Raw genomic sequence first — 18637 nt, forward strand, 5'->3', positions numbered from 1 at the left:
GCAGAAAGCGGCGCCGCCTAATAGAGCCTGCCGCCATCCGGCACGGTGTGGCCCGGCCCGATCAGCACGACCTCGCCCTCGGCATCGGGAATGCCGAGCGTCAGCACCTCGGACATGAACTTGCCGATCTGGCGCGGTGGGAAATTGACCACCGCGAGCACCTGCCGGCCCGGAAGATCCTCGGGCCGGTAGTGCCTGGTGATCTGCGCCGAGGACTTCTTGCGACCGATCGTGCCGCCGAAGTCGATGACGAGCTTGATCGACGGCTTGCGGGCCTCGGGATAGGGCTCGGCCTCGACGATCGTGCCGACGCGGATGTCGACCTTGAGGAAATCGTCGAAGCCGATCGGTGCGGAGGGTTCAGCCGAGGCGCTCAAAATTCTTCCCATCCCTTGTCGCGAACCTCGGCATCCTGCCTGGATGCCGTCACGGCGCTGCCATTGGCCTTGCTGGCGCGGGGCGCGGCTGCACGGGGTGGCGCAACCGGCGCCGGCGCGATCGCCGCCTGCATCGTCCGCGCCATCGCCTTGAGCCCGGCGACATCGCTGCCGAGCTGGAAGCGCGCGACCAGCGCAGAGAGGCGATCGGCCTCCTGCGACAGCGAATGGGCGGCCGCGGTCGACTGCTCGGCCATGGCGGCGTTCTGCTGCGTCGCCTGGTCCATCTCGCCGACGGCGGAATTGACCTCCTGCAGGCCCGAAGCCTGCTCCTGCGCCGCTCCGGCGATCTCGGCGACGAGGCCGGTGACGCGGGTGATTTCTGTCGCCATGCGCTGCAGCGCCCCACCCGTCTGGCCGACGAGGGTCACGCCCTTCTCGACCTCGATGGTCGAGGCGTCGATCAGCGTCTTGATCTCCTTGGCGGCGGAGGCCGAGCGCTGCGCCAGCGCCCGCACCTCGGAGGCAACGACCGCGAAGCCCTTGCCGGCATCGCCGGCGCGGGCCGCCTCGACCGAGGCGTTGAGCGCGAGCAGGTTGGTCTGGAAGGCGATCTCGTCGATCACGCCGACGATCTGCGAGATCTCCTGCGCCGACTTCTCGATGCCCCCCATCGCCGAGACCGCATCGCGCACGATGCTGGTGGACTGCTCCGCCTCGCCCTTGACCTGCTCCGTCGCCTGGTTGGCGAGGCGCGCGCTCTCGGCGGTCTGGCGCACGGTGGCGGTGAGCTGGTCGAGCGCGGTCGCGGTCTCCTCGACCGAGGAGGCCTGCTGCTCGGTGCGGCTGGCGAGATCGTCGGCCGCCTGGCTGATCTCGGTGGAGCCGGCCTTCATGCTTTCGGTATTGGTCGCGATCTGGCGCATCGCATCCTGCAGCTTGGCGATGGCGCCGTTGAAATCGTCGCGAAGCTTGACGTATTCGGCGGTGAAGGCGGCCTCGATCCGGTAGGTCAGATCACCGTCGGAAAGCCGCTCCAGACCGGTGGCGAGGGCCTGGACCACGCCAGCCTGGACGCGCGCATGCTCGGCGCGCTCCGCCTCGTTGCGGCGGCGCTCGCCATCCGCCGCGTTGCGGTGCCCGACCGCCTCTTCCTCGACGCGCAGCTTGTCGGCCTCCATCGCTTCCTTGGCGAGGGCGGCATCGCGGAAGACGACGAGGGCGCGCGCCATCGAGCCGACCTCGTCGGAGCGCTCCTGATGCGGGATGGCGGTATCGAGATGCCCCGAGGCAAGGCCGTCCATCGAATCCTGCAGCTCGTGCAGCATGCGCGAAGCGCGGCGGCCGAGGATGATAACGAGGCCGAGCATCAGGAGGCCGAGCGGCACCAGCACCTTGGCGACGCCGGACAGCATGCCCGAGAAGGCGGCGTCGACATCGTTGACGTGCAGGCCGGAGCCGACCAGCCACTGCCACTTCGGAATGCCGACGACATAGGCGATCTTGAGGGAGGGCTGCTGGTCGCCGGCCTTGAGCCAGCCATAGTCGAGGAAGCCCTCGCCCTTCTGCTTGACCAGCGCGATCATCTCCTGGACGAAGAACTTGCCGTCCGCATCCTTGAGCGGCTTCATGTCCGTCGACTGGATCTGCTTGTTGGCGTGCAGGACGCTGATGCCGTCGAAATTGACGAGGAAGTAGTAGTTGCCGTCGTCGAAGCGGGCCGCGCCGATGGCATCCATCGCCATCTTCTTCGCGTCCTCCTCCTTGAGCTCGCCGGATTCGACCCGCGCGACATAGCTCTTGACCGTCGTCGCAGCGGCCTCGACCAGGTTCTTCATTTCGTCGCGCTTGAGCCCGAGCATCTCGTTGCGGGCGGCATTCAGGGAATAGCCGACCGCGCCGACGGCGATCAGAACGGCAAGAGCCGCGATCAGGGCGAAGGAGCGGCTGATCGACAGGGTCGCAAGCTTCTTGGTCAACGACATACGCGTGTCCTGCGCGAGTGAGGATCGCCCTCACTCGCGCAAATTGACTAAAGCGCGCTTAACATTGACGCATTTCGGCCACATTGTGCCGAACCGGCGGAAAAATCGCCGCCGGCACTCAGATCGCCGGCGCGTAGTCCTCGTTATCTTCGCCCCGGTCGGAGGCGCGTTCGCGACGGCGCGCTCTCAGCGGCCGGCCGGAGCAGATCGCCCGCGCGAGCCCGCGCAACGGCGATGTCAGCCGGTGGAAATCCTCGATCCGGGCCATCACGCAGCCGGCAGTCTTCAGCTCCCGGTCGAGCCGCGCCATCGTCTTCGACAGCTCCGGCTCGTCGTCGTGCAGCCAGGTTTCGGACACCCGCGCCATCAGCAGCACCGCGCCCTGGACCCGCAAATGGCCGAGCGAATCCTCGGTCGGGATGCCGACGGAGGCCAGCATGTAGCGCCAGGAATTGACGGCGCCGCGATTGAGCGCCGTCAGCGCCAGCGGGTCGCGCCGGATCACCGGCGCGATCTTGCGCAGGGCGCTCTTGTAGGGCGCCATCGTGTCGAGCCGCCGCATGACGAGGTCGAACATGCGCTCCTTGACGGGCTCGCCCATCAGATCGTCGGCGCCGCCGGCCAGCACCGCGTCGTCGACGATCCGCGTCAGCCCGCCCAGCATGGCGAGCTTGGAGGGAAAGAGGCCGCGCAGCTGCGTCAGGGTCAGCCCCGCTTCCGTCGCGATGTCCGGCAGCTCGATCTGGTCCCAGGGCCGCTCCGCGGCGAGCTTCATCAGCGCATCGACGGCGCGCTTGCGCAGATCGGCCGGCTTGGCGGCGGGCTCTGCGCCCGCCTGCGGGGTGGAAACGGGTTTGCGGGCCATGGGGCAGCTCCTCTCGCTTCGCGACGAGAGCAGGTTAGGCCGCCATGATGGCGGGTGGAAGGCCGTTCAGCCGGAAAGCTCGCCGGCGCGACGTTTCGCAGCAGCGACGGCCTTGACCATCAGCGGCTTCAGGCCGTCTTCCGCCATCAGGACTTCGAGCGCCGCCGCCGTGGTGCCGCCGGGCGAGGTCACGTTCTGGCGCAGCGTTCCGGGCGGCAGCGGCGACTGGAACAGCAGTTCGCCGGCCCCCTCCACCGTCGCCCGTGCCAGCCGCTCCGCGACATCGGCGGGCAGGCCCGCCGCGGCACCGGCGGCGGCAAGGCACTCGACCAGATGGAAGACATAGGCCGGCCCCGAGCCGGAGACCGCCGTGACGGCATCGATCAGCCCCTCATCGTCAAGCCACTCGACCCTGCCGATGCTGCCGAGCAGCGCGTCGGCCGTGGCGCGCTGCGCCGCGCTCACGCCCTTGCCCGGCGCCGCGGCGGTCACGCCGCGCTGCACCGAGGCCGGCAGATTCGGCATCGCCCGGATGATCGCGCCGGCATTGGGCAGGCGCGCGGCGAGATCGCCCAGCGTCTTGCCGGCGAGAATCGAGATCAGCAGCGTGCGGGGGTGGATGAAGGCCTGCACCGCCGGCGCGGCCGTGTCCAGCATCTGCGGCTTTGTCGCCAGCACGACGACGTCGGCGGCGGGAATCTCCTTGGCGGAAGGGTTGAGCCGCATGCCCTTTTGGTTGGCGAGCTCGACCATCTCGTCCGACAGCTTGGGGTCGATCAGGCTGACGCCCTTCGGGTCGATGCCAATGCGCAGCCAGCCCTCCAGCATCGCCCCGCCCATCTTGCCGGCGCCGATCAGGACGAGCGATTGAGGAAGGGAGTCGGACATGGCGGTTCTCATCGCTTGGGAACGGAGCGTCATGCCCGGTTTGCGCCAGGCATCTCAGGACCAGAGCCTGCAAGGGACGGCCGGGTCAAGCCCGGCCGTGGCGGCGGTGTGACGCCTCAGGCCTCCCCTGCGGTCTCCAGGATCGCGCCCTCCATTCCCTCTTTCGCCGTCTTGCCGGCCCAGACGACGAACTGGAAGGCCTGATAGTAGCGCTCGCAGGCCTCGACGGCGCTCTTCACCAGCGCCGCCGCCTGCTCCTCCGTCGGCTCCGCCCCGCCCGAGAGCAGGAGCGCGTGTCGGTACATCACCACGCCTTCGCTGCTCCACAGATCGAAATGGCCGAGCCAGAGCTGCTCGTTGACCAGACCGACGAGCTGCAGCACCTCGCTGCGCCGCCGCTCGGGCACCTTGAGATCGAAGGCGCAGGCGATGTGCAGCGCCTCGACCTCGGTGAGCCAGGTGATCGCGATGTGATATTCCGACCAGCCGCCCGTCACGGAGACCGACAGCTCGTCTTCGCTGTCGCGGTCGAAGGTCCAGTCATTGAGGGCGGCGAGGCGCTCGAACAGGTCTAGGGGGTTGGAAGGCCGATCCAGCTCGGCATCCAAATCGAGGTCCATCATGCCCAAGGGTCCACCTTCCGGGGCGGGCGCCCCGGCGCGTTCGAGAAGAGGAACACGGCGACTGGAAAGCCGAAGGAACGCAACCCACCTCCGGAACGACCTCGGGAGAGGCTCGTTCCCGTCCGCCGGGGGCACGGAATCCCCGACGAATCAATTCTTTCCACCGACGATAGCGCAGGCGCTGTGACGCTCCCAACACAGCGCGAAGCTCCGCGGATTCGCCCGGTGGGCTCAATCCCTCCCGGGGGCTGTCCACAGCACATGGCTGTGGACATGACGCGGCGGCATGGGCGCCATCGCGTCAGGTCAGGGCGGTCAGGACTTGCCCAGCTTCTGCTCGAGCGCGGCCAGGCGCGCCGCGAGCTTGTCGTTCTCCTCGCGGGCGATCAGCGCCATCTCGCGCACCGCCTCGAACTCCTCGCGGGTGACCACGTCGAGATCGCGCAGCAGGCGTTCGATCTGCGTCTTCACGACGGTCTCGACCTCGCGGCGCACCCCCTGCGCGGCTCCGGCCGCATCGGTGGCGAGGCGGGCGATGTCGTCGAGGATGCGGTTGCCGGGGTTCACCATGGCTCTCTCCCATCGGGGCGAAACACTCTGCCGACAGCCTATAGGCAGCGCGGACGGCCGCCGCAATTGCGTCCGGAGGTCCGGCTTGCCCGCAGGCCGGCGGCGCGATCACATGGCCATCTGCCCGGAGGAGACATGCCATGGCCCTGCATTTCACATCCGCCGAGTTTGCCCGCCGCCGCGATGCGCTCCTCGCGGCGATGCAGGCCGACAGGCTCGACGCGCTCTTCCTGTTCCAGCAGGAATCGATGTTCTGGCTGACCGGCTACGACAGCTTCGGCTTCTGCTTCTTCCAGTGCCTCGTCCTCCGGGCCGACGGCACCATGGCGCTGCTGACCCGCTCCGCCGACCTGCGGCAGGCACAGCACACCTCGAATCTGGCGGATATCCGCATCTGGAAGGACGGCCGGGACGCGAATCCGGCCGCCGATCTGCGCGGGCTGGCGCGGGAGCTCGGCCTGTCGCGGCGGCGCATCGGCGTCGAGTTCGAATCCTATGGCCTCGTCGCCTCCAACTATCGCCGGCTGGAGGCCGCCTTCGCCGATGAGGCCGATCTCGTCGACGCCTCCACGATCGTCACGCGCCTGCGCGCCGTGAAATCGACGGAGGAGATCGCCTATGTGCGCCGCGCCGCCGTGCTGGCCGACGCTGCCGACCGCGCGGCGCTCGACGCGATCCGGGCCGGCGCCGACGAGGGCGAGATCCTCGCCGCCCAGCACGATGCGATCTTTTCCGGCGGCGGCGACTATCCGGCCAACGAATTCATCATCGGCTCGGGCCGCGACGCCCTGCTCTGCCGCTACAAGGCAGGCCGCCGAAAGCTCGATCCGAACGACCAGATCACGCTCGAATTCGCCGGGGTCGACCGGCACTATCATGTCGCCGCGATGCGCACCGTCATAGTCGGGGAGCCGCGCCCGCTGCACCGCCCCTACCACGCCGCCGCCCGCGACGCGCTGCTCGCCTGCGAGGCGGAACTGCGGCCCGGCCGCACCGCCGGCGATGTCTTCGCGGCCCATGCCCGCATCCTCGACGAGCACGGGCTCTCGCAGCACCGGCTCAATGCCTGCGGCTACTCGCTCGGTGCCAAGTTCACCCCGTCCTGGATGGACTGGCCGATGTTCTATGAGGCCAATGACTGGGAGATCGTGCCCGGCATGGTGATGTTCGCCCATATGATCCTGATGGATTCGGACAGCGAAACCGCGATGTGCCTGGGCCGGACCTACCTCGTCGGAACCGGCGGCGCCGAGGCGCTCAACCTGCCCGATCTGGACCTCGCCATTCGTTGAGCCTAGAAAAGGGGCACAGGGAATCTCGAAGCAGTCCACAGCCCAAAGGGCGGGAGGCGTCATGATCAACCGTTTGAGCGGCCTCGCACTGGGGCCGTTTTTCGCGCTGGCGCTCGCCGGCTGCCAGGAAACCGCCCAGACCGCGCGGCCGCGCGTCGATGCCCCCGGTGTGCCGGTCTCGGTCCAGAGCATCTCCGGCGCCCCCGAGGACGTCACCGCCAGCTTCGCCGGCCTGCTCGGCGAGGCCGCGGCCGAGCGCAAGATGGAGATCGTGCCCGGCAACAAGCCGGCGCGCTTCCGCGTCAAAGGCTATCTCACCGCCCAGCCGACCGAGGACGGCCAGACCGCGCTCGCCTTCGTCTGGGACGTCTATGATTCGACCAAGCAGCGGGCGCAGCGTGTCCAGGGCGAGAGCATCGGCAAGCGCAGCGGCGGCTCGGATCCCTGGGTCGGCATCGACCAGACCATCGTCGCCAAGGCGGCGTCCGACTCGATGGACGCGATCGCGAGCTTCCTCGTCACCACCCCCGCCGTCGAGACGCCGGGCGGGGACGACAAGGGCGGCAAGGCCGGCAAGCCCACGAAGACGCGCACCAAGGTGGCCGCCACCGCCGAAAAGAAGAGCTGATTTGGGCTCCGGACGCAGCGCAAGCGACGCTGCGTCAGTGGATTCCGTGCCACGCCGGGCATCCGACACCGTTCTGACCAGTTATATTGCAGCGCAGCGGTCGACTCCATGTCATCACGCTGTTAAGAGCCGTTCGAATTGAGCCGGCCCCGCCGGCTCCTGCCCCGCCTTCTGCAACGGTACGCCACGGCATGGCCTCTCATTTCAAAGTCGTCGCCGGCAATTCCAACCGGCCGCTCGCCGAAGCGATCTGCAATCATCTGAGCATTCCTCTCGCCAAGGCTTCGGTCCGGCGCTTCGCCGACATGGAAGTCTTCGTCGAGATCCAGGAGAATGTGCGCGGACAGGATGTCTTCATCATCCAGTCCACCTCCTTCCCGACCAACGACCACCTGATGGAGCTGCTCATCATCGTCGACGCGCTGCGCCGCTCCTCGGCGCGCCGCATCACGGCGGTGATCCCCTATTTCGGCTACGCCAGGCAGGACCGGCGCGCCTCCGGCCGCACGCCGATCTCGGCCAAACTGGTCGCCAATCTGATCACCAATGCCGGCGTCGACCGCGTGCTGACGCTCGACCTGCATGCCGGCCAGATCCAGGGCTTCTTCGACATCCCGACCGACAACCTGTTCGGCGCCCCGCTGATGGCGCGCGACATCAAGGACCGGCTCGACTGGAAGAACGCCATGGTCGTCTCGCCGGACGTCGGCGGCGTGGTCCGGGCGCGGGCGCTGGCCAAGCGCATCGACGCCCCGCTCGCCATCGTCGACAAGCGCCGGGACCGGCCGGGCGAATCCGAGGTGATGAACATCATCGGCTCGGTCGAGGGCCGCTCCTGCATCCTGCTCGACGACATCGTCGATTCCGGCGGCACCCTCTGCAACGCGGCCGAGGCGCTGCTCGAGCAGGGCGCCAAGGAGGTCTATGCCTACATCACCCATGGCGTGCTTTCGGGCGGCGCCGTGGCGCGCATCGCCTCCTCGAAGCTCAAGGAACTCGTCATCACCGACTCGATCATGCCGACCGAGGCGGTGAAGGTCGCGCGCAACATCCGCGTCATCTCCATCGCCGGGCTGATGGGCGAGGCGATCGAGCGCACCGCGAGCGAGACCAGCGTCTCCAGCCTGTTCGACTGAGAAGCCAGCCTTGTCCCTCCCAGCCCTCATCCTGAGGAGCCGCGAAGCGGCGTCTCGAAGGATGCTCCAGCGCTCTCTGGAACATCCTTCGAGACGCGGGCTCACGCCCGCTCCTCAGGATGAGGGCTGAGACGTCGGGGGCGGCCATGAGCGCCTCCCGCGCCCTCGTCCTCTTTTCCGGCGGGCAGGACTCGACCACCGCGCTCGCCTGGGCGCTCGACCGCTTCGACGCGGTCGAGACGGTCGGCTTCGACTATGGCCAGCGCCACCGCGTCGAGATGGATTGCCGCCTCGCCATCCGCGACAAGCTGCCCGCCCTCTCCGCGCGCTATGCGGAGCGGCTCGGCCCCGACCATGTCGTCGACCTGGCGGCCCTGGGCGCGATCTCGGAGACGGCGCTGACGCGCGAGACGGAGATCGTCTTCGCCGAGACCGGTCTGCCGACCAGCTTCGTCCCCGGCCGGAACCTGATCTTCCTGACCTTCGCCGCCGCCCTGGCCTATCGCCGCGACCTCCGACACATCGTGCTCGGCGTCTGCGAGACCGATTACTCCGGCTACCCCGACTGCCGCGACGACACGATCAAGGCGATGCAGGTGGCGCTCGGTCTCGGCCTCGACCGCCGCCTCGTCCTCCACACGCCGCTGATGTGGCGCGACAAGGCCCAGACCTTCGCGCTGGCGCGCCGGCTCGGCGGGCAGGCCCTGCTCGACCTCGTCCTCGAAGAGAGCCATAGCTGCTATCTCGGCGACAGGACGACGCGGCATGGCTGGGGGTTCGGCTGCGGCCGTTGCCCGGCCTGCGATTTGCGCGCAAAAGGCTATGCGGCCTATCTGGCGACACCCGACGACAGCGGACCTTCCTATGACACCTGACCGGCAGCGCCTGACCGAGGGCGCCATCGCGCTCGCACTGTTCGGCCTCACCATTCCGGTCGCCAACTGGATGATCGGCAATGTCGGCACCGCCTGCGTGCCGAACGGGCCCTGCATCGTCCCGGTCTGGCCGGGCATCGTCGCGCCAAGCGGCGTCCTGATGGTCGGCCTCGCGCTGGTGCTGCGCGACATCGTCCAGCGTCGCCTCGGCGCCCTGGCGGGCCTGGGCGCGATCGCGGTCGGTACGCTGATTTCCGCCCTGCTTGCCCCGGCCGCCATCGTGACCGCCTCGGCCGCGGCCTTCCTGCTGTCCGAGCTTGCGGATTTCGCCGTCTACACGCCCTTGCAGCGCCGCCGTTTCCTGACGGCGGTCTTCGCCTCGGGCGTCGTCGGGCTCGTGGTCGACAGCGTCGTCTTCCTGCACCTCGCCTTCGGCAATCTCGACTTCCTCGCCGGCCAGATCATCGGCAAGGCCTGGATGGTGCTGTTCGCGCTGCCGCTGATGATCCTCCTGCGCCGCCGCGACGAGCGGCTCGGCCTCGTCGCGGCCTGAGGCGGATAAAGTTTGAATCAGGGTTCTAATCGGCCCTTAAGGCGTCGACGCTAGGATTCACGCTCTTCGGCATTCCGGTCGGGGCTCCGCGTGATCAGACCCTCGGGCCGACTGCAGGCCCTGCAGAACGATATTCTCGAAGATATCGCACGCGGGGAGCCGCTCGCCGCCTGCATGGAACGGCTCTGCCACCGCGCCGAGGCGATCTCGCCGGGCGCGATCTGTTCCGTCGTGACGGTCGACGATCAGGGCTGCCTGCGACCCCTCGCCTGTCCCAGCCTGCCGCAGCATTACATCGAAGCGATAGCCGGCGCTCCCGTCGGCCCGTCCATCGGCTCCTGCGGCACGGCGATCCACAGGGCCGAGGCCGTGGAGGTGACCGATATCGCGGCCGATCCGCTCTGGCAGGATTTCACGGAACTGGCGCTGCCGCTCGGACTGCGAGCCTGCTGGTCCGTCCCGATCAAGGCGCGCGACGGCCGCGTCGTCGGCGCCTTCGCCTTCTATTTCCGCAAGGCACGGCCGCCGCGCGAACTCGAACGCCGGATCGTCGCGACCTGCGTCCATCTCTGCGCCATCGCGATCGAGCAGGACGAGGTGCGCGCGCGCAATCACCGCCTCGCCTATTTCGACACGCTGACCGGGCTGCCGAACCGGGCGCAGTTCAACGCCGCGATCGCCACGATGAGCGCGGCCACGCGCCGCTACGGCCTGATGCTGATCGACATCGATTATCTCAAGACGGTCAACGACACGCTGGGCCATGCCGCCGGGGATGCGCTGATCGCCGAGATCGGCGGCCGGCTGGGCGCGGCGCTCGCCGGCTGCCTCGCCTGCCGTATCGGCGGCGACGAATTCGCCGTGCTGGTACCGGACTGCACGGAGCCGGCCCGCCTGCGCCGCCTGGCCTCCGCTGCGCTCGGCGCGATCGCGGCCCCGATCGAGCATGACGGCCACAGCATCCAGCCCAGCGCCACGATCGGCGCCGCCATCGCCGGCGAGGATGGCGGAGACAGCGTGACCCTGCGCCAGAACGCGGATCTCGCGCTGTACCACGCCAAGGAAACCCGCCGCGGCCGCTATGTCCGTTTCCGCAGCCGGCTGCGCAGCGCGATGATGCGCCGCATCCGCGTCAGGAAGGAGGTCGATGGCGCGCTCGGCGACGAGCGGATCGTCCCTCACTACCAGCCGATCATCCGCCTCGACACGGCCGAGATCGTCGGCGTCGAGGCGCTGGCCCGGATGCGGCTCGCCGACGGCCGCCTCGTCGCGGCCGGGGACTTCCAGGACGCCCTTCACGACCCCAAGATCGCCCATCGCATCACCTCCCTGATGCTGGCCGCAACCACCGCCGACATGGCGGGCTGGCAGGCGGAGGGACTGCATTTCCAGCATGTCGGTCTCAACGTCACCTCAGCCGATTTCGAGAAGGGCGACCTCGTCCAGCGAGCCGCGAAGGCGCTCGAGAGAGCGGGCCTGCCGGCGCAGCAACTCGTCATCGAGATCACCGAACAGGTATTCATGGGCGGGCGGCGGGATGGCGTAGCGCGGACCATGGAGGCGTTGCGGGCCTGCGGCATGCCGGTCGCCCTCGACGATTTCGGCACCGGCTTCGCCTCGTTGACCCATCTGCTCGACTTCCCGATCGACATCATCAAGATCGACCGGTCCTTCGTCGGTGCCATCGACAGCGGCGCGCGCAGCGGCGCGATCGTCGAGTCGCTTCTGACGATGACGCGCCGTCTCGGCATGATGACCATCGCCGAGGGCATCGAGACTCCCGCCCAGGCCCGGCGCCTCGAGGAGATGGGCTGCCGCCTCGGCCAGGGCTTTCTCTATTCCCCGCCGGTCCCTGCCCCGGTCGTGCGGGAACTGCTCAAGCGCTTCGGCCCGGCCGCGCCGGCATCCGTCGACGACCGCCGCCTGGTCGCGAACGCCGCCTGATCCGACGGGCTTGAGATTGCGGCGATTTTCGCCTATGAGCTGCCCCAGCGTCCCGCTGACACCCTTGGAGGCTCTGGACGCGAAACCCGATGGCCGCCACCAGGCGGCCTTGTCATTTGAACGTCAAGGACAACATCATGACCGCCGTGAAGCAAATCGAGGCTTCGGCGCGCGCACAGGTCGGCAAGGGGGCCGCCCGTGCAGTTCGCCGCCAGGGCCAGACGCCTGCCGTGATCTATGGTGGGGGCGCCGCTCCCGAAGCCATCGCGCTCGACGCCAACAAGACCCGCCAGCTGATTTTCGGCGGCCACTTCCTGACCACGATCTTCGAGATCAGCGTCGCCGGCAAGAAGCAGCGGGTCATCCCGCGCGACTACCAGCTCGACCCGGTCAAGGATTTCCCGATCCACGTCGACTTCCTGCGCGTCGCCAAGGGCCAGACCGTCACGGTCCAGGTTCCGGTCCACGTCGTCGGCCAGGAGGCCAGCCCGGGCGTCAAGAGCGGCGGCCTCGTCCAGATCATCGAGCACTCGCTCGAAATCTCGGTCGAGCCCGACAACATCCCGGAAGCCTTCGAGGTCTCCGTCGCCGGCCTGAACATCGGTGACCAGATCGAAGCCAAGGCCATCAAGCTGCCGGCCGGCGCCAAGCTGACTGTCGGCTCCGACGCCACGATCGTCACGATCGCCCCGCCGACCGTCGAGGTCGAGACGGTGGAAGAGGCCGCCGCCGAGGCTCCGGCCGAAGCCAAGGCCTGATGAAACGGCGCTACCCGGCGCCGCTTCCGCCTATCCAGTCTACCGAGACGGCCGGGTTCATCCCGGCCGTCTTGCTTTGGCGTCGGACCCAGAAGTGGAATCCACTTTCGGATGGATCCGATGCCGATCCCTGAGCCTGCCGGAGTTCCGCCATGCTGATCTTTGCCGGCCTCGGCAATCCGGGCGCACGCTATGCCCGCAACCGGCACAATATCGGTTTCATGGCCGTCGAGGAGATCGCGCGCCTGCACCGCGCCTCGCCCTGGCGCGCGCGCTTCCAGGCCGAATCCTGCGAGGCGACGATCGGGGCCGAGAAGGTGCTCCTGCTCAAGCCGCAGACCTATATGAACGAGTCCGGCCGCTCGATCGGCGAGGCCGCGCGCTTCTTCAAGGTCGCTCCGGCCGACGTCATCGTCTTCCATGACGAGCTCGACCTGCCGCCGGCCAAGCTCAGGGTCAAGCTCGGCGGCGGCAATGCCGGGCATAACGGCCTGCGCTCGACCACCGCGGCGATCGGCAACGACTACCGCCGCGTGCGGATGGGCATCGGCCATCCCGGCGACAAGGCGCTGGTGCACCCTTACGTGCTCAACGATTTCGGCAAGGTCGAGCTGCCCTGGGTCGAGGATCTCTGCATCGCCTGCGCCGATCATGCGGCCCTGCTCGCAGCCCATGACGATGCCGCCTTCCAGAACAAGGTGCATCTCTTCATGGAGGCGCGCGGCCACGGCGCCGTGAAGCGCCTCGGCGAGAAGAGCGAAGGCTGATTTCCGCCTGACGCGGAAACGCGTGGCATCCCGGACGCAGCGAAGCGAAGGCCCGGGGAGACCTCGATGGTTCCGGAGCTAGAACGGCAGCTTCGCGCCCGCCTTGGCCACGGTGACGCGGCTCGTGCTGTAGCTGCCGTCGGCCTGCCGGCTCGCCGTCATCGCGACCTGCGCGCCGGGCTCGAGATCGCTCGCCACAGCCGGCGCCGCCATCAGGATGGCCGCCTCGGGGGTGATGACGACCTTCTGCTCGCCGCCGGGATAGCTCAGCACGAGATTCGCCCCGTCGACGCGCGAGACCGTCTCGGCCACCGTCGCGTTCGTCATGGTCGCGTCCGGCAATACGCCCCAGGGGCGGTGCCCCTCCCCCGTGCCGCGCATCGCTTCCGGGAAGATGAAGATCTGCACGGCGAGCAGCGTCCCGTCCGGCTGCGGCCGGGCACCGACGCCGATGAAGCTGCCCTTGGCGATATCCGCCGCCTTCGCCGGCACGACCCCACCCACCGAGAAGCCAGGCGCGAGCGCGATCTTGACCTCCCGCCCATCCGCCGCCTTGAGCGCGAGCGTGGCGCCCTCCCTGCGCTCGACCGTGCCGCGCAGCCGTGTCCCCGGCGTCTGCGCCAGCGCCGCGCCGCCGGCGAAGGCGAGCATCGACAGGGCGAACACGAGGCGGGACCGGTTCATGGCGAGGCTCCGAAGGGCGCGGGCAACCAGCGCCGGGCGATCCAGCACCCGCGGAAGCCCTGCCGCCATGCACGTTCGCGTGAGCGGCACGGCGGCCATAAGGCGCGCGGCACTTGTCTTTATCGCGCGCGCCCCCCAATAAGGCCGCAACTTTCAGAAGCTTCACGCCCGGCAGCGGCCCCCCGCCGCGGGCAACGGAACAGGCGATCATGGGTTTCAAATGCGGAATCGTCGGCCTGCCGAATGTCGGCAAGTCGACCCTCTTCAACGCGCTGACGCAGACGGCGGCGGCACAGGCCGCGAACTATCCCTTCTGCACGATCGAGCCGAATGTCGGCGACGTCGCCGTGCCGGATGAGCGCCTGGACAAGCTTGCCGCCATCGCCGGCTCCAAGGATATCATCCCGACGCGGCTGACCTTCGTCGACATCGCCGGCCTGGTGCGCGGCGCCTCGAAGGGTGAGGGTCTCGGCAACCAGTTCCTCGCCAACATCCGCGAATGCGACGCCATCGCCCATGTCGTGCGCTGCTTCGAGGATGGCGACATCACCCATGTCGAAGGCAAGGTCTCGCCGGTCGACGACATCGAGACGATCGAGACCGAGCTCATGCTCTCCGACCTGGAAAGCCTCGAGAAGCGCGTTCAGCCGCTGGAGAAGAAGGCCAAGGCCGGCGACAAGGAAGCCAAGGAAGCGGCCGATCTGATGAACCGCTGCCTGGCGCTGCTGCGCGACGGCAAGCCGGCACGCCTGGTCCAGCTTTCGCCCGAGGAACGTCGCCCCTTCGAGCTGCTCGGCCTGCTCTCCTCGAAGCCGGTGCTCTATGTCTGCAATGTCGAGGAGGCGAGCGCCGACAAGGGCAACGCCTTCTCCGAGCTGGTGAAGAAGCGCGCCGCCGAGGAAGGCGCCGTCGCGGTCGTGGTCTCCGCCAAGATCGAGAGCGAGATCGCGGTGCTGCCGGCCGAGGAGCAGACCGAGTATCTCGAAGCCGTCGGGCTGGCGGAGCCGGGTCTCAACCGCGTCATCCGCGCCGGCTACAGCCTGCTCAACCTCGTCACCTACTTCACCGTCGGCCCCAAGGAGGCCCGCGCCTGGACCATCGAGAAGGGCACCAAGGGGCCGCAGGCCGCCGGCGTGATCCATACCGATTTCGAGAAGGGCTATATCCGGGCCGAAACCATCGCCTTTGACGATTACGTCACCCACAAGGGCGAGTCGGGCGCACGCGAAGCCGGCAAGTTCCGGCTCGAAGGCAAGGAATACGTCGTCGCCGACGGCGACGTCCTGCACTTCCGCTTCGCGACCTGAGAAAGCCCGCGCCGATGCTGCACTTCGAGGATTTCGTCCCCGGCGAGAGCGCCCGGTCGCACAGCATCGCCGTCTCGCAGGACGATATCGTCGCCTTCGCCTCACGCTATGACGCGCAGGACTTCCATGTCGACCCGGAGGCGGCCAAGGCGAGCTTCGTCGGCCGGCTGATCGGCTCCGGCTGGCACAGCTGCTCGCTGCTGATGCGGCTGATGGCGGAAAGCTTCCTGCTCGATGCCACCAGCATGGGCGCGCCCGGCATCGACGAGGTGAAATGGCTGCGGCCGCTGCTGCCCGGCGACAGCGTCAGCGCGCGCCGCACCGTGCTGGAGAGCAAGCCGTCGCGCTCGCGCCCCGAGATGGGCCTCGTGCGCTTCCGGCTGGAACTGCTCAACCAGCGCGACGAGCCGGTGCTGGAACAGACCAACTGGATCATGTTCGGCCGCAAGGGCTCCGGCATCGGACCCCTGCCCGGCGGGGACTGGCTCGCCCATGCGCCGCACTACCAACGGCCCGCCGCCGAGAGCCCGCTGGAAGCGCCGGCCGCCCTGCCGGAACCGCCCCGCTTCTTCGAGGAGCTGGACGCCGGCAGCCGCCACGAACTCGGCAGCTTCATCTTCACGGCCGAGGAGATCGTCGCCTTCGCCCGCAGCTTCGATCCACAGCCCTTCCACATGGACGAAGCTGCGGCCGCGGCGTCATCCTTCGGCCGGCTCGCCGCCTCCGGCTGGCACACGGCGGCCGTCTGGATGGCGACGATGGTCTCGCACCGCAGGCGCCAGTTCGCGGTCGCGTCGGGCCGCCCTGCCCGCCTCGGCCCCTCCCCCGGCTTCAAGAACCTGCGCTGGACGAAGCCGGTCTTCGCCGGCGATCGCATCACCTATTTCTCGGAGGTGACGGCCAAGCGCGAGAGCGCCTCGCGCCCGCAATGGGGCCTCTACTTCCACCGCAACACCGGCCTCAACCAGAAGGGCGAGGAGGTGTTCAGCTTCGAAGGCTGCGTCTTCGTCGAGCGGAAGCCCGGCTGACCTTCAGCCGACCTTGCCGTAGCCGGCGAATTTGGCGCCGACGCGCTCCATCTCGGGACCGTCGAGGATGACCGGCTCGAGCCCGGCCGCCAGGATGTCGAGATACTGGCCGGCAAGGTTCTCCACCTCGGCGACGATGGTGTGCGCGCCCGCCAGCGTCTGGCCCAGCGCGATCACGCCGTGATTGGCGAGCAGCACCGCCTTGCGCCCCTCCAGCCCCTTCACCGCATTGGCAGCGAGCTCGGGCGTGCCGAAGGTGGCGTAGTCGGCGCAGCGCACATCGGCGCCGCCGCAGAGCGCGATCATGTAGTGGAAGGCCGGGATGCCGCGCCGGGTGCAGGACAGCGCCGTCGCCCGCGGCGAATGGGTATGCACGATCGCCTGCGCATCCGGCCGCGCCTTGTAGATCTCGACATGGAACGGCCATTCCGAGGAGGGCTTGCGGACGCCGCTCAGCACCGTGCCGTCGAGCGCCAAATGGATCAGGTCTTCCGGCTTGGTCTGCGCGTAGGGAAGCCCTGACGGCGTGATCAGCAGCCCCTCGCCGAAGCGGGCCGAGACATTGCCCGATTTCGACGGACAGAAGCCCGCCTGGTCGATCGTCTGCGCGACCGCGACGATCTCCCGCCGCAGCTCCATCTCGTTCATGCCGTCGCCCTGTTCGCCAGATCCGGAAAGAGATGCGCCAGCCCCGCGGCGCTCGCCGCGCAGACACCGCGCTCGGTGACGAGGCCGGTGACGAGCCGCGCCGGCGTCACGTCGAAGGCCGGATTGGCTGCGCCGCTGCCGGGCGCGACCACCCGAAAGGGCCTGACCTCGCCATCTTCCGCCAGCCCGGAGAGATGCGTCACCTCGCGCGCCGCACGCTCCTCGATCGGGATCTCCGCGAGACCGTCGCGGATGCTCCAGTCGATCGTCGGCGAGGGCAGCGCGACATAGAACGGCACGCCGTTGTCATGCGCCGCCAGCGCCTTGAGATAGGTGCCGATCTTGTTGGCGACATCGCCATTGGCCGTCGTCCGGTCGGTGCCGACGATCACCATGTCGACCGCGCCGCGCTGCATCAGGTGGCCGCCGGCATTGTCGGTGATCACGGTATGCGGCACGCCATGGGCGCCGAGCTCATAGGCCGTCAGCGCCGCACCCTGGTTGCGCGGCCGCGTTTCGTCTACCCAGACATGGACGGGAATGCCGGCGTCATGCGCCAGGTAGATCGGCGCCAGCGCCGTGCCCCAATCCACCGTCGCGATCCAGCCGGCATTGCAATGGGTGAGGATGTTGACCGGCTGCCCGGCCGGCTTGCGTGTCGCGATCTCGCGGATCAGAGGCAGGCCATGCTCGCCGATGGCCCGGCACAGCGCCACGTCCTCGTCGCAGATCGCCGCCGCTTCGGCATAGGCCGCCTCGCTCCGGCGCTCGGCGGGCAGCGCCGCCAGCACCCGCCGCATCCGCTCCAGCGCCCAGCGCAGATTGACCGCCGTCGGCCGCGTCCCGCCGAGCAGCGCCAGCGCCGCCTCGAGCGCGGCGCCCGATGCGTCGGCGCGCATCGCCAGCGCCACGCCATAGGCTGCCGTCGCGCCGATCAGCGGCGCTCCGCGCACCACCATGGAGCGGATGGCGTCGGCGGCCTGCTCGGCCGATCCCAGCGCCACCGTCTCGAAGCGGAAGGGCAGCCGCGTCTGGTCGATCACGACGACCCGCCAGCCATCCTGCGCAAGCCAGATCGTCCGATAGTGCTGGCCGTTGATCTTCATGGGTTCACGCGTCTCGGAAGGACACCAGGGTCCGCACGGGCACGCCGAGCCTTCTGATCTTGTCGGCTCCGCCGAGATCGGGCAGGTCGACGATGAAACAGGCCGCCACCACCTCGGCGCCGAGCCCGCTGAGCAGATTGACCGCCGCTTCGGCCGTGCCGCCGGTCGCGATGAGATCGTCGACCAGCAGAACCCTCTCGCCCGGCAGCACCGCGTCGCGGTGGATCTCGATCTCGTCCGTGCCGTATTCGAGCGCAAAGGTCGCCCGCAGCGTCTCAAGCGGCAGCTTGCCCTTCTTGCGCACCGGGATGAAGCCGGCCGAAAGCTGATGCGCCACCGCGCCGCCGAGGATGAAGCCGCGCGCCTCGATCCCGGCGATCTTGGCGATCTTCAGCCCGGCGAAGGGCTGGACCAGCTCGTCGACGGCGCGGCGGAAGGCCCGCGCATCGCCGAGCAGCGTTGTGATGTCGCGGAAGACGATGCCCGGCCGGGGATAGTCCGGGATCGCACGGATGCTGTCGGCAAGGTTCATGAGCGTCTTCTCGGGCGTGGCGGCGGACGCCTTGGTCGGACGCCGGGCCGGCTTCGTCAAGGGCGCAGCCA

At 68.7% G+C, this 18637-nt stretch carries 20 protein-coding genes; 10 read left to right on the forward strand and 10 right to left on the reverse strand.

Annotation, left to right across the window (positions count from 1 at the left end; translation table 11 throughout):
• Positions 1-17: 17 nt before the first annotated feature.
• From B5Y19_RS02430 to B5Y19_RS02455, 6 genes are all read right to left on the reverse strand, one after another.
• On the reverse strand, positions 18-389 hold the full coding sequence (locus tag B5Y19_RS02430; RefSeq protein ID WP_055729481.1) for a tRNA-binding protein: 372 nt from the start codon (positions 387-389) through the stop codon (positions 18-20).
• The gene (locus B5Y19_RS02435) at positions 374-2362 is read right to left on the reverse strand and encodes a methyl-accepting chemotaxis protein (RefSeq protein WP_055729480.1); all 1989 of its coding nucleotides are present in this window, start codon (positions 2360-2362) and stop codon (positions 374-376) included. The genes B5Y19_RS02430 and B5Y19_RS02435 overlap by 16 nt, the downstream gene beginning before the upstream one ends.
• 118 nt (positions 2363-2480) lie before the next feature.
• Positions 2481-3227, reverse strand: coding sequence for a hypothetical protein (locus B5Y19_RS02440; RefSeq protein ID WP_055729479.1), 747 nt, complete (start codon positions 3225-3227; stop codon positions 2481-2483).
• Between the two features lie 66 nt (positions 3228-3293).
• Positions 3294-4115: a pyrroline-5-carboxylate reductase gene (gene proC, locus B5Y19_RS02445; protein ID WP_176168541.1), complete on the reverse strand. Its 822-nt coding sequence runs from the start codon at positions 4113-4115 to the stop codon at positions 3294-3296.
• 116 nt (positions 4116-4231) lie between these two features.
• A complete protein-coding gene (locus B5Y19_RS02450; protein WP_055729478.1) occupies positions 4232-4738 on the reverse strand; it encodes a type III secretion system chaperone family protein in 507 nt (168 codons plus the stop codon).
• A gap of 315 nt (positions 4739-5053) precedes the next feature.
• The gene (locus B5Y19_RS02455) at positions 5054-5308 is read right to left on the reverse strand and encodes an accessory factor UbiK family protein (RefSeq protein WP_055729477.1); all 255 of its coding nucleotides are present in this window, start codon (positions 5306-5308) and stop codon (positions 5054-5056) included.
• 140 nt (positions 5309-5448) lie between these two features.
• Between B5Y19_RS02455 and B5Y19_RS02460 the strand changes: the two genes are divergently transcribed.
• From B5Y19_RS02460 to pth, 8 genes are all read left to right on the forward strand, one after another.
• Positions 5449-6600, forward strand: a complete 1152-nt coding sequence (locus tag B5Y19_RS02460) for a M24 family metallopeptidase (RefSeq protein WP_055729476.1) — start codon at positions 5449-5451, stop codon at positions 6598-6600.
• A 61-nt stretch (positions 6601-6661) separates the two neighbouring features.
• Positions 6662-7228: a hypothetical protein gene (locus B5Y19_RS02465; RefSeq protein ID WP_055729475.1), complete on the forward strand. Its 567-nt coding sequence runs from the start codon at positions 6662-6664 to the stop codon at positions 7226-7228.
• Between the two features lie 191 nt (positions 7229-7419).
• The gene (locus B5Y19_RS02470; RefSeq protein ID WP_055729474.1) at positions 7420-8364 is read left to right on the forward strand and encodes a ribose-phosphate pyrophosphokinase; all 945 of its coding nucleotides are present in this window, start codon (positions 7420-7422) and stop codon (positions 8362-8364) included.
• A 146-nt stretch (positions 8365-8510) separates the two neighbouring features.
• Entirely contained in the window at positions 8511-9239 is a 729-nt protein-coding gene (gene queC, locus B5Y19_RS02475) for a 7-cyano-7-deazaguanine synthase QueC (protein ID WP_055729473.1), read from the forward strand.
• Positions 9229-9792, forward strand: a complete 564-nt coding sequence (locus B5Y19_RS02480) for a VUT family protein (protein ID WP_055729472.1) — start codon at positions 9229-9231, stop codon at positions 9790-9792. Before queC ends, B5Y19_RS02480 begins: the two co-directional genes overlap by 11 nt.
• Before the next feature lie 90 nt (positions 9793-9882).
• The gene (locus tag B5Y19_RS02485; RefSeq protein WP_055729471.1) at positions 9883-11736 is read left to right on the forward strand and encodes a putative bifunctional diguanylate cyclase/phosphodiesterase; all 1854 of its coding nucleotides are present in this window, start codon (positions 9883-9885) and stop codon (positions 11734-11736) included.
• 137 nt (positions 11737-11873) lie between these two features.
• Positions 11874-12494, forward strand: coding sequence for a 50S ribosomal protein L25/general stress protein Ctc (locus tag B5Y19_RS02490; RefSeq protein ID WP_055729500.1), 621 nt, complete (start codon positions 11874-11876; stop codon positions 12492-12494).
• Positions 12495-12646: 152 nt separating this feature from the next.
• Positions 12647-13261 (forward strand): aminoacyl-tRNA hydrolase, encoded by a 615-nt coding sequence (gene pth, locus B5Y19_RS02495; protein ID WP_055729470.1) that lies wholly within the window; start codon positions 12647-12649, stop codon positions 13259-13261.
• Positions 13262-13339: 78 nt separating this feature from the next.
• Here pth and B5Y19_RS02500 read toward each other — a convergent pair whose 3' ends face one another.
• Positions 13340-13945 (reverse strand): hypothetical protein, encoded by a 606-nt coding sequence (locus B5Y19_RS02500; RefSeq protein WP_055729469.1) that lies wholly within the window; start codon positions 13943-13945, stop codon positions 13340-13342.
• A 209-nt stretch (positions 13946-14154) separates the two neighbouring features.
• On the opposite strand from B5Y19_RS02500, the gene ychF reads away from it, so the two are divergent.
• The gene (gene ychF, locus B5Y19_RS02505; protein WP_055729468.1) at positions 14155-15252 is read left to right on the forward strand and encodes a redox-regulated ATPase YchF; all 1098 of its coding nucleotides are present in this window, start codon (positions 14155-14157) and stop codon (positions 15250-15252) included.
• A 14-nt stretch (positions 15253-15266) separates the two neighbouring features.
• The gene (locus B5Y19_RS02510; protein WP_055729467.1) at positions 15267-16280 is read left to right on the forward strand and encodes a MaoC family dehydratase; all 1014 of its coding nucleotides are present in this window, start codon (positions 15267-15269) and stop codon (positions 16278-16280) included.
• Between the two features lie 3 nt (positions 16281-16283).
• Here B5Y19_RS02510 and B5Y19_RS02515 read toward each other — a convergent pair whose 3' ends face one another.
• From B5Y19_RS02515 to B5Y19_RS02525, 3 genes are read right to left on the reverse strand one after another with little or no spacing between them, the layout of a single operon-like run.
• Positions 16284-16928 carry a class II aldolase/adducin family protein gene (locus B5Y19_RS02515; protein ID WP_055729466.1) on the reverse strand — a complete coding sequence of 215 codons (645 nt, stop codon included), beginning with the start codon at positions 16926-16928 and terminating at the stop codon, positions 16284-16286.
• The gene (gene mtnA / locus B5Y19_RS02520) at positions 16925-18034 is read right to left on the reverse strand and encodes an S-methyl-5-thioribose-1-phosphate isomerase (RefSeq protein ID WP_079591044.1); all 1110 of its coding nucleotides are present in this window, start codon (positions 18032-18034) and stop codon (positions 16925-16927) included. Before mtnA ends, B5Y19_RS02515 begins: the two co-directional genes overlap by 4 nt.
• A gap of 4 nt (positions 18035-18038) precedes the next feature.
• Positions 18039-18566 (reverse strand): adenine phosphoribosyltransferase, encoded by a 528-nt coding sequence (locus B5Y19_RS02525; RefSeq protein WP_055729499.1) that lies wholly within the window; start codon positions 18564-18566, stop codon positions 18039-18041.
• Positions 18567-18637: the final 71 nt, after the last annotated feature.

The organism is Allobosea thiooxidans (genome assembly GCF_900168195.1).
GTDB lineage: Bacteria > Pseudomonadota > Alphaproteobacteria > Rhizobiales > Beijerinckiaceae > Allobosea > Allobosea thiooxidans.

Coding starts and splice junctions, on each gene's coding strand:
- B5Y19_RS02430 (WP_055729481.1), bottom strand. CDS start 389: ATGGGAAGAATTTTGAGCGCCTCGGCTGAACCCTCCGCACCGATCGGC.
- B5Y19_RS02435 (WP_055729480.1), bottom strand. CDS start 2,362: ATGTCGTTGACCAAGAAGCTTGCGACCCTGTCGATCAGCCGCTCCTTC.
- B5Y19_RS02440 (WP_055729479.1), bottom strand. CDS start 3,227: ATGGCCCGCAAACCCGTTTCCACCCCGCAGGCGGGCGCAGAGCCCGCC.
- proC (WP_176168541.1), bottom strand. CDS start 4,115: ATGTCCGACTCCCTTCCTCAATCGCTCGTCCTGATCGGCGCCGGCAAG.
- B5Y19_RS02450 (WP_055729478.1), bottom strand. CDS start 4,738: ATGATGGACCTCGATTTGGATGCCGAGCTGGATCGGCCTTCCAACCCC.
- B5Y19_RS02455 (WP_055729477.1), bottom strand. CDS start 5,308: ATGGTGAACCCCGGCAACCGCATCCTCGACGACATCGCCCGCCTCGCC.
- B5Y19_RS02460 (WP_055729476.1), top strand. CDS start 5,449: ATGGCCCTGCATTTCACATCCGCCGAGTTTGCCCGCCGCCGCGATGCG.
- B5Y19_RS02465 (WP_055729475.1), top strand. CDS start 6,662: ATGATCAACCGTTTGAGCGGCCTCGCACTGGGGCCGTTTTTCGCGCTG.
- B5Y19_RS02470 (WP_055729474.1), top strand. CDS start 7,420: ATGGCCTCTCATTTCAAAGTCGTCGCCGGCAATTCCAACCGGCCGCTC.
- queC (WP_055729473.1), top strand. CDS start 8,511: ATGAGCGCCTCCCGCGCCCTCGTCCTCTTTTCCGGCGGGCAGGACTCG.
- B5Y19_RS02480 (WP_055729472.1), top strand. CDS start 9,229: ATGACACCTGACCGGCAGCGCCTGACCGAGGGCGCCATCGCGCTCGCA.
- B5Y19_RS02490 (WP_055729500.1), top strand. CDS start 11,874: ATGACCGCCGTGAAGCAAATCGAGGCTTCGGCGCGCGCACAGGTCGGC.
- pth (WP_055729470.1), top strand. CDS start 12,647: ATGCTGATCTTTGCCGGCCTCGGCAATCCGGGCGCACGCTATGCCCGC.
- B5Y19_RS02500 (WP_055729469.1), bottom strand. CDS start 13,945: ATGAACCGGTCCCGCCTCGTGTTCGCCCTGTCGATGCTCGCCTTCGCC.
- ychF (WP_055729468.1), top strand. CDS start 14,155: ATGGGTTTCAAATGCGGAATCGTCGGCCTGCCGAATGTCGGCAAGTCG.
- B5Y19_RS02510 (WP_055729467.1), top strand. CDS start 15,267: ATGCTGCACTTCGAGGATTTCGTCCCCGGCGAGAGCGCCCGGTCGCAC.
- B5Y19_RS02515 (WP_055729466.1), bottom strand. CDS start 16,928: ATGAACGAGATGGAGCTGCGGCGGGAGATCGTCGCGGTCGCGCAGACG.
- mtnA (WP_079591044.1), bottom strand. CDS start 18,034: ATGAAGATCAACGGCCAGCACTATCGGACGATCTGGCTTGCGCAGGAT.
- B5Y19_RS02525 (WP_055729499.1), bottom strand. CDS start 18,566: ATGAACCTTGCCGACAGCATCCGTGCGATCCCGGACTATCCCCGGCCG.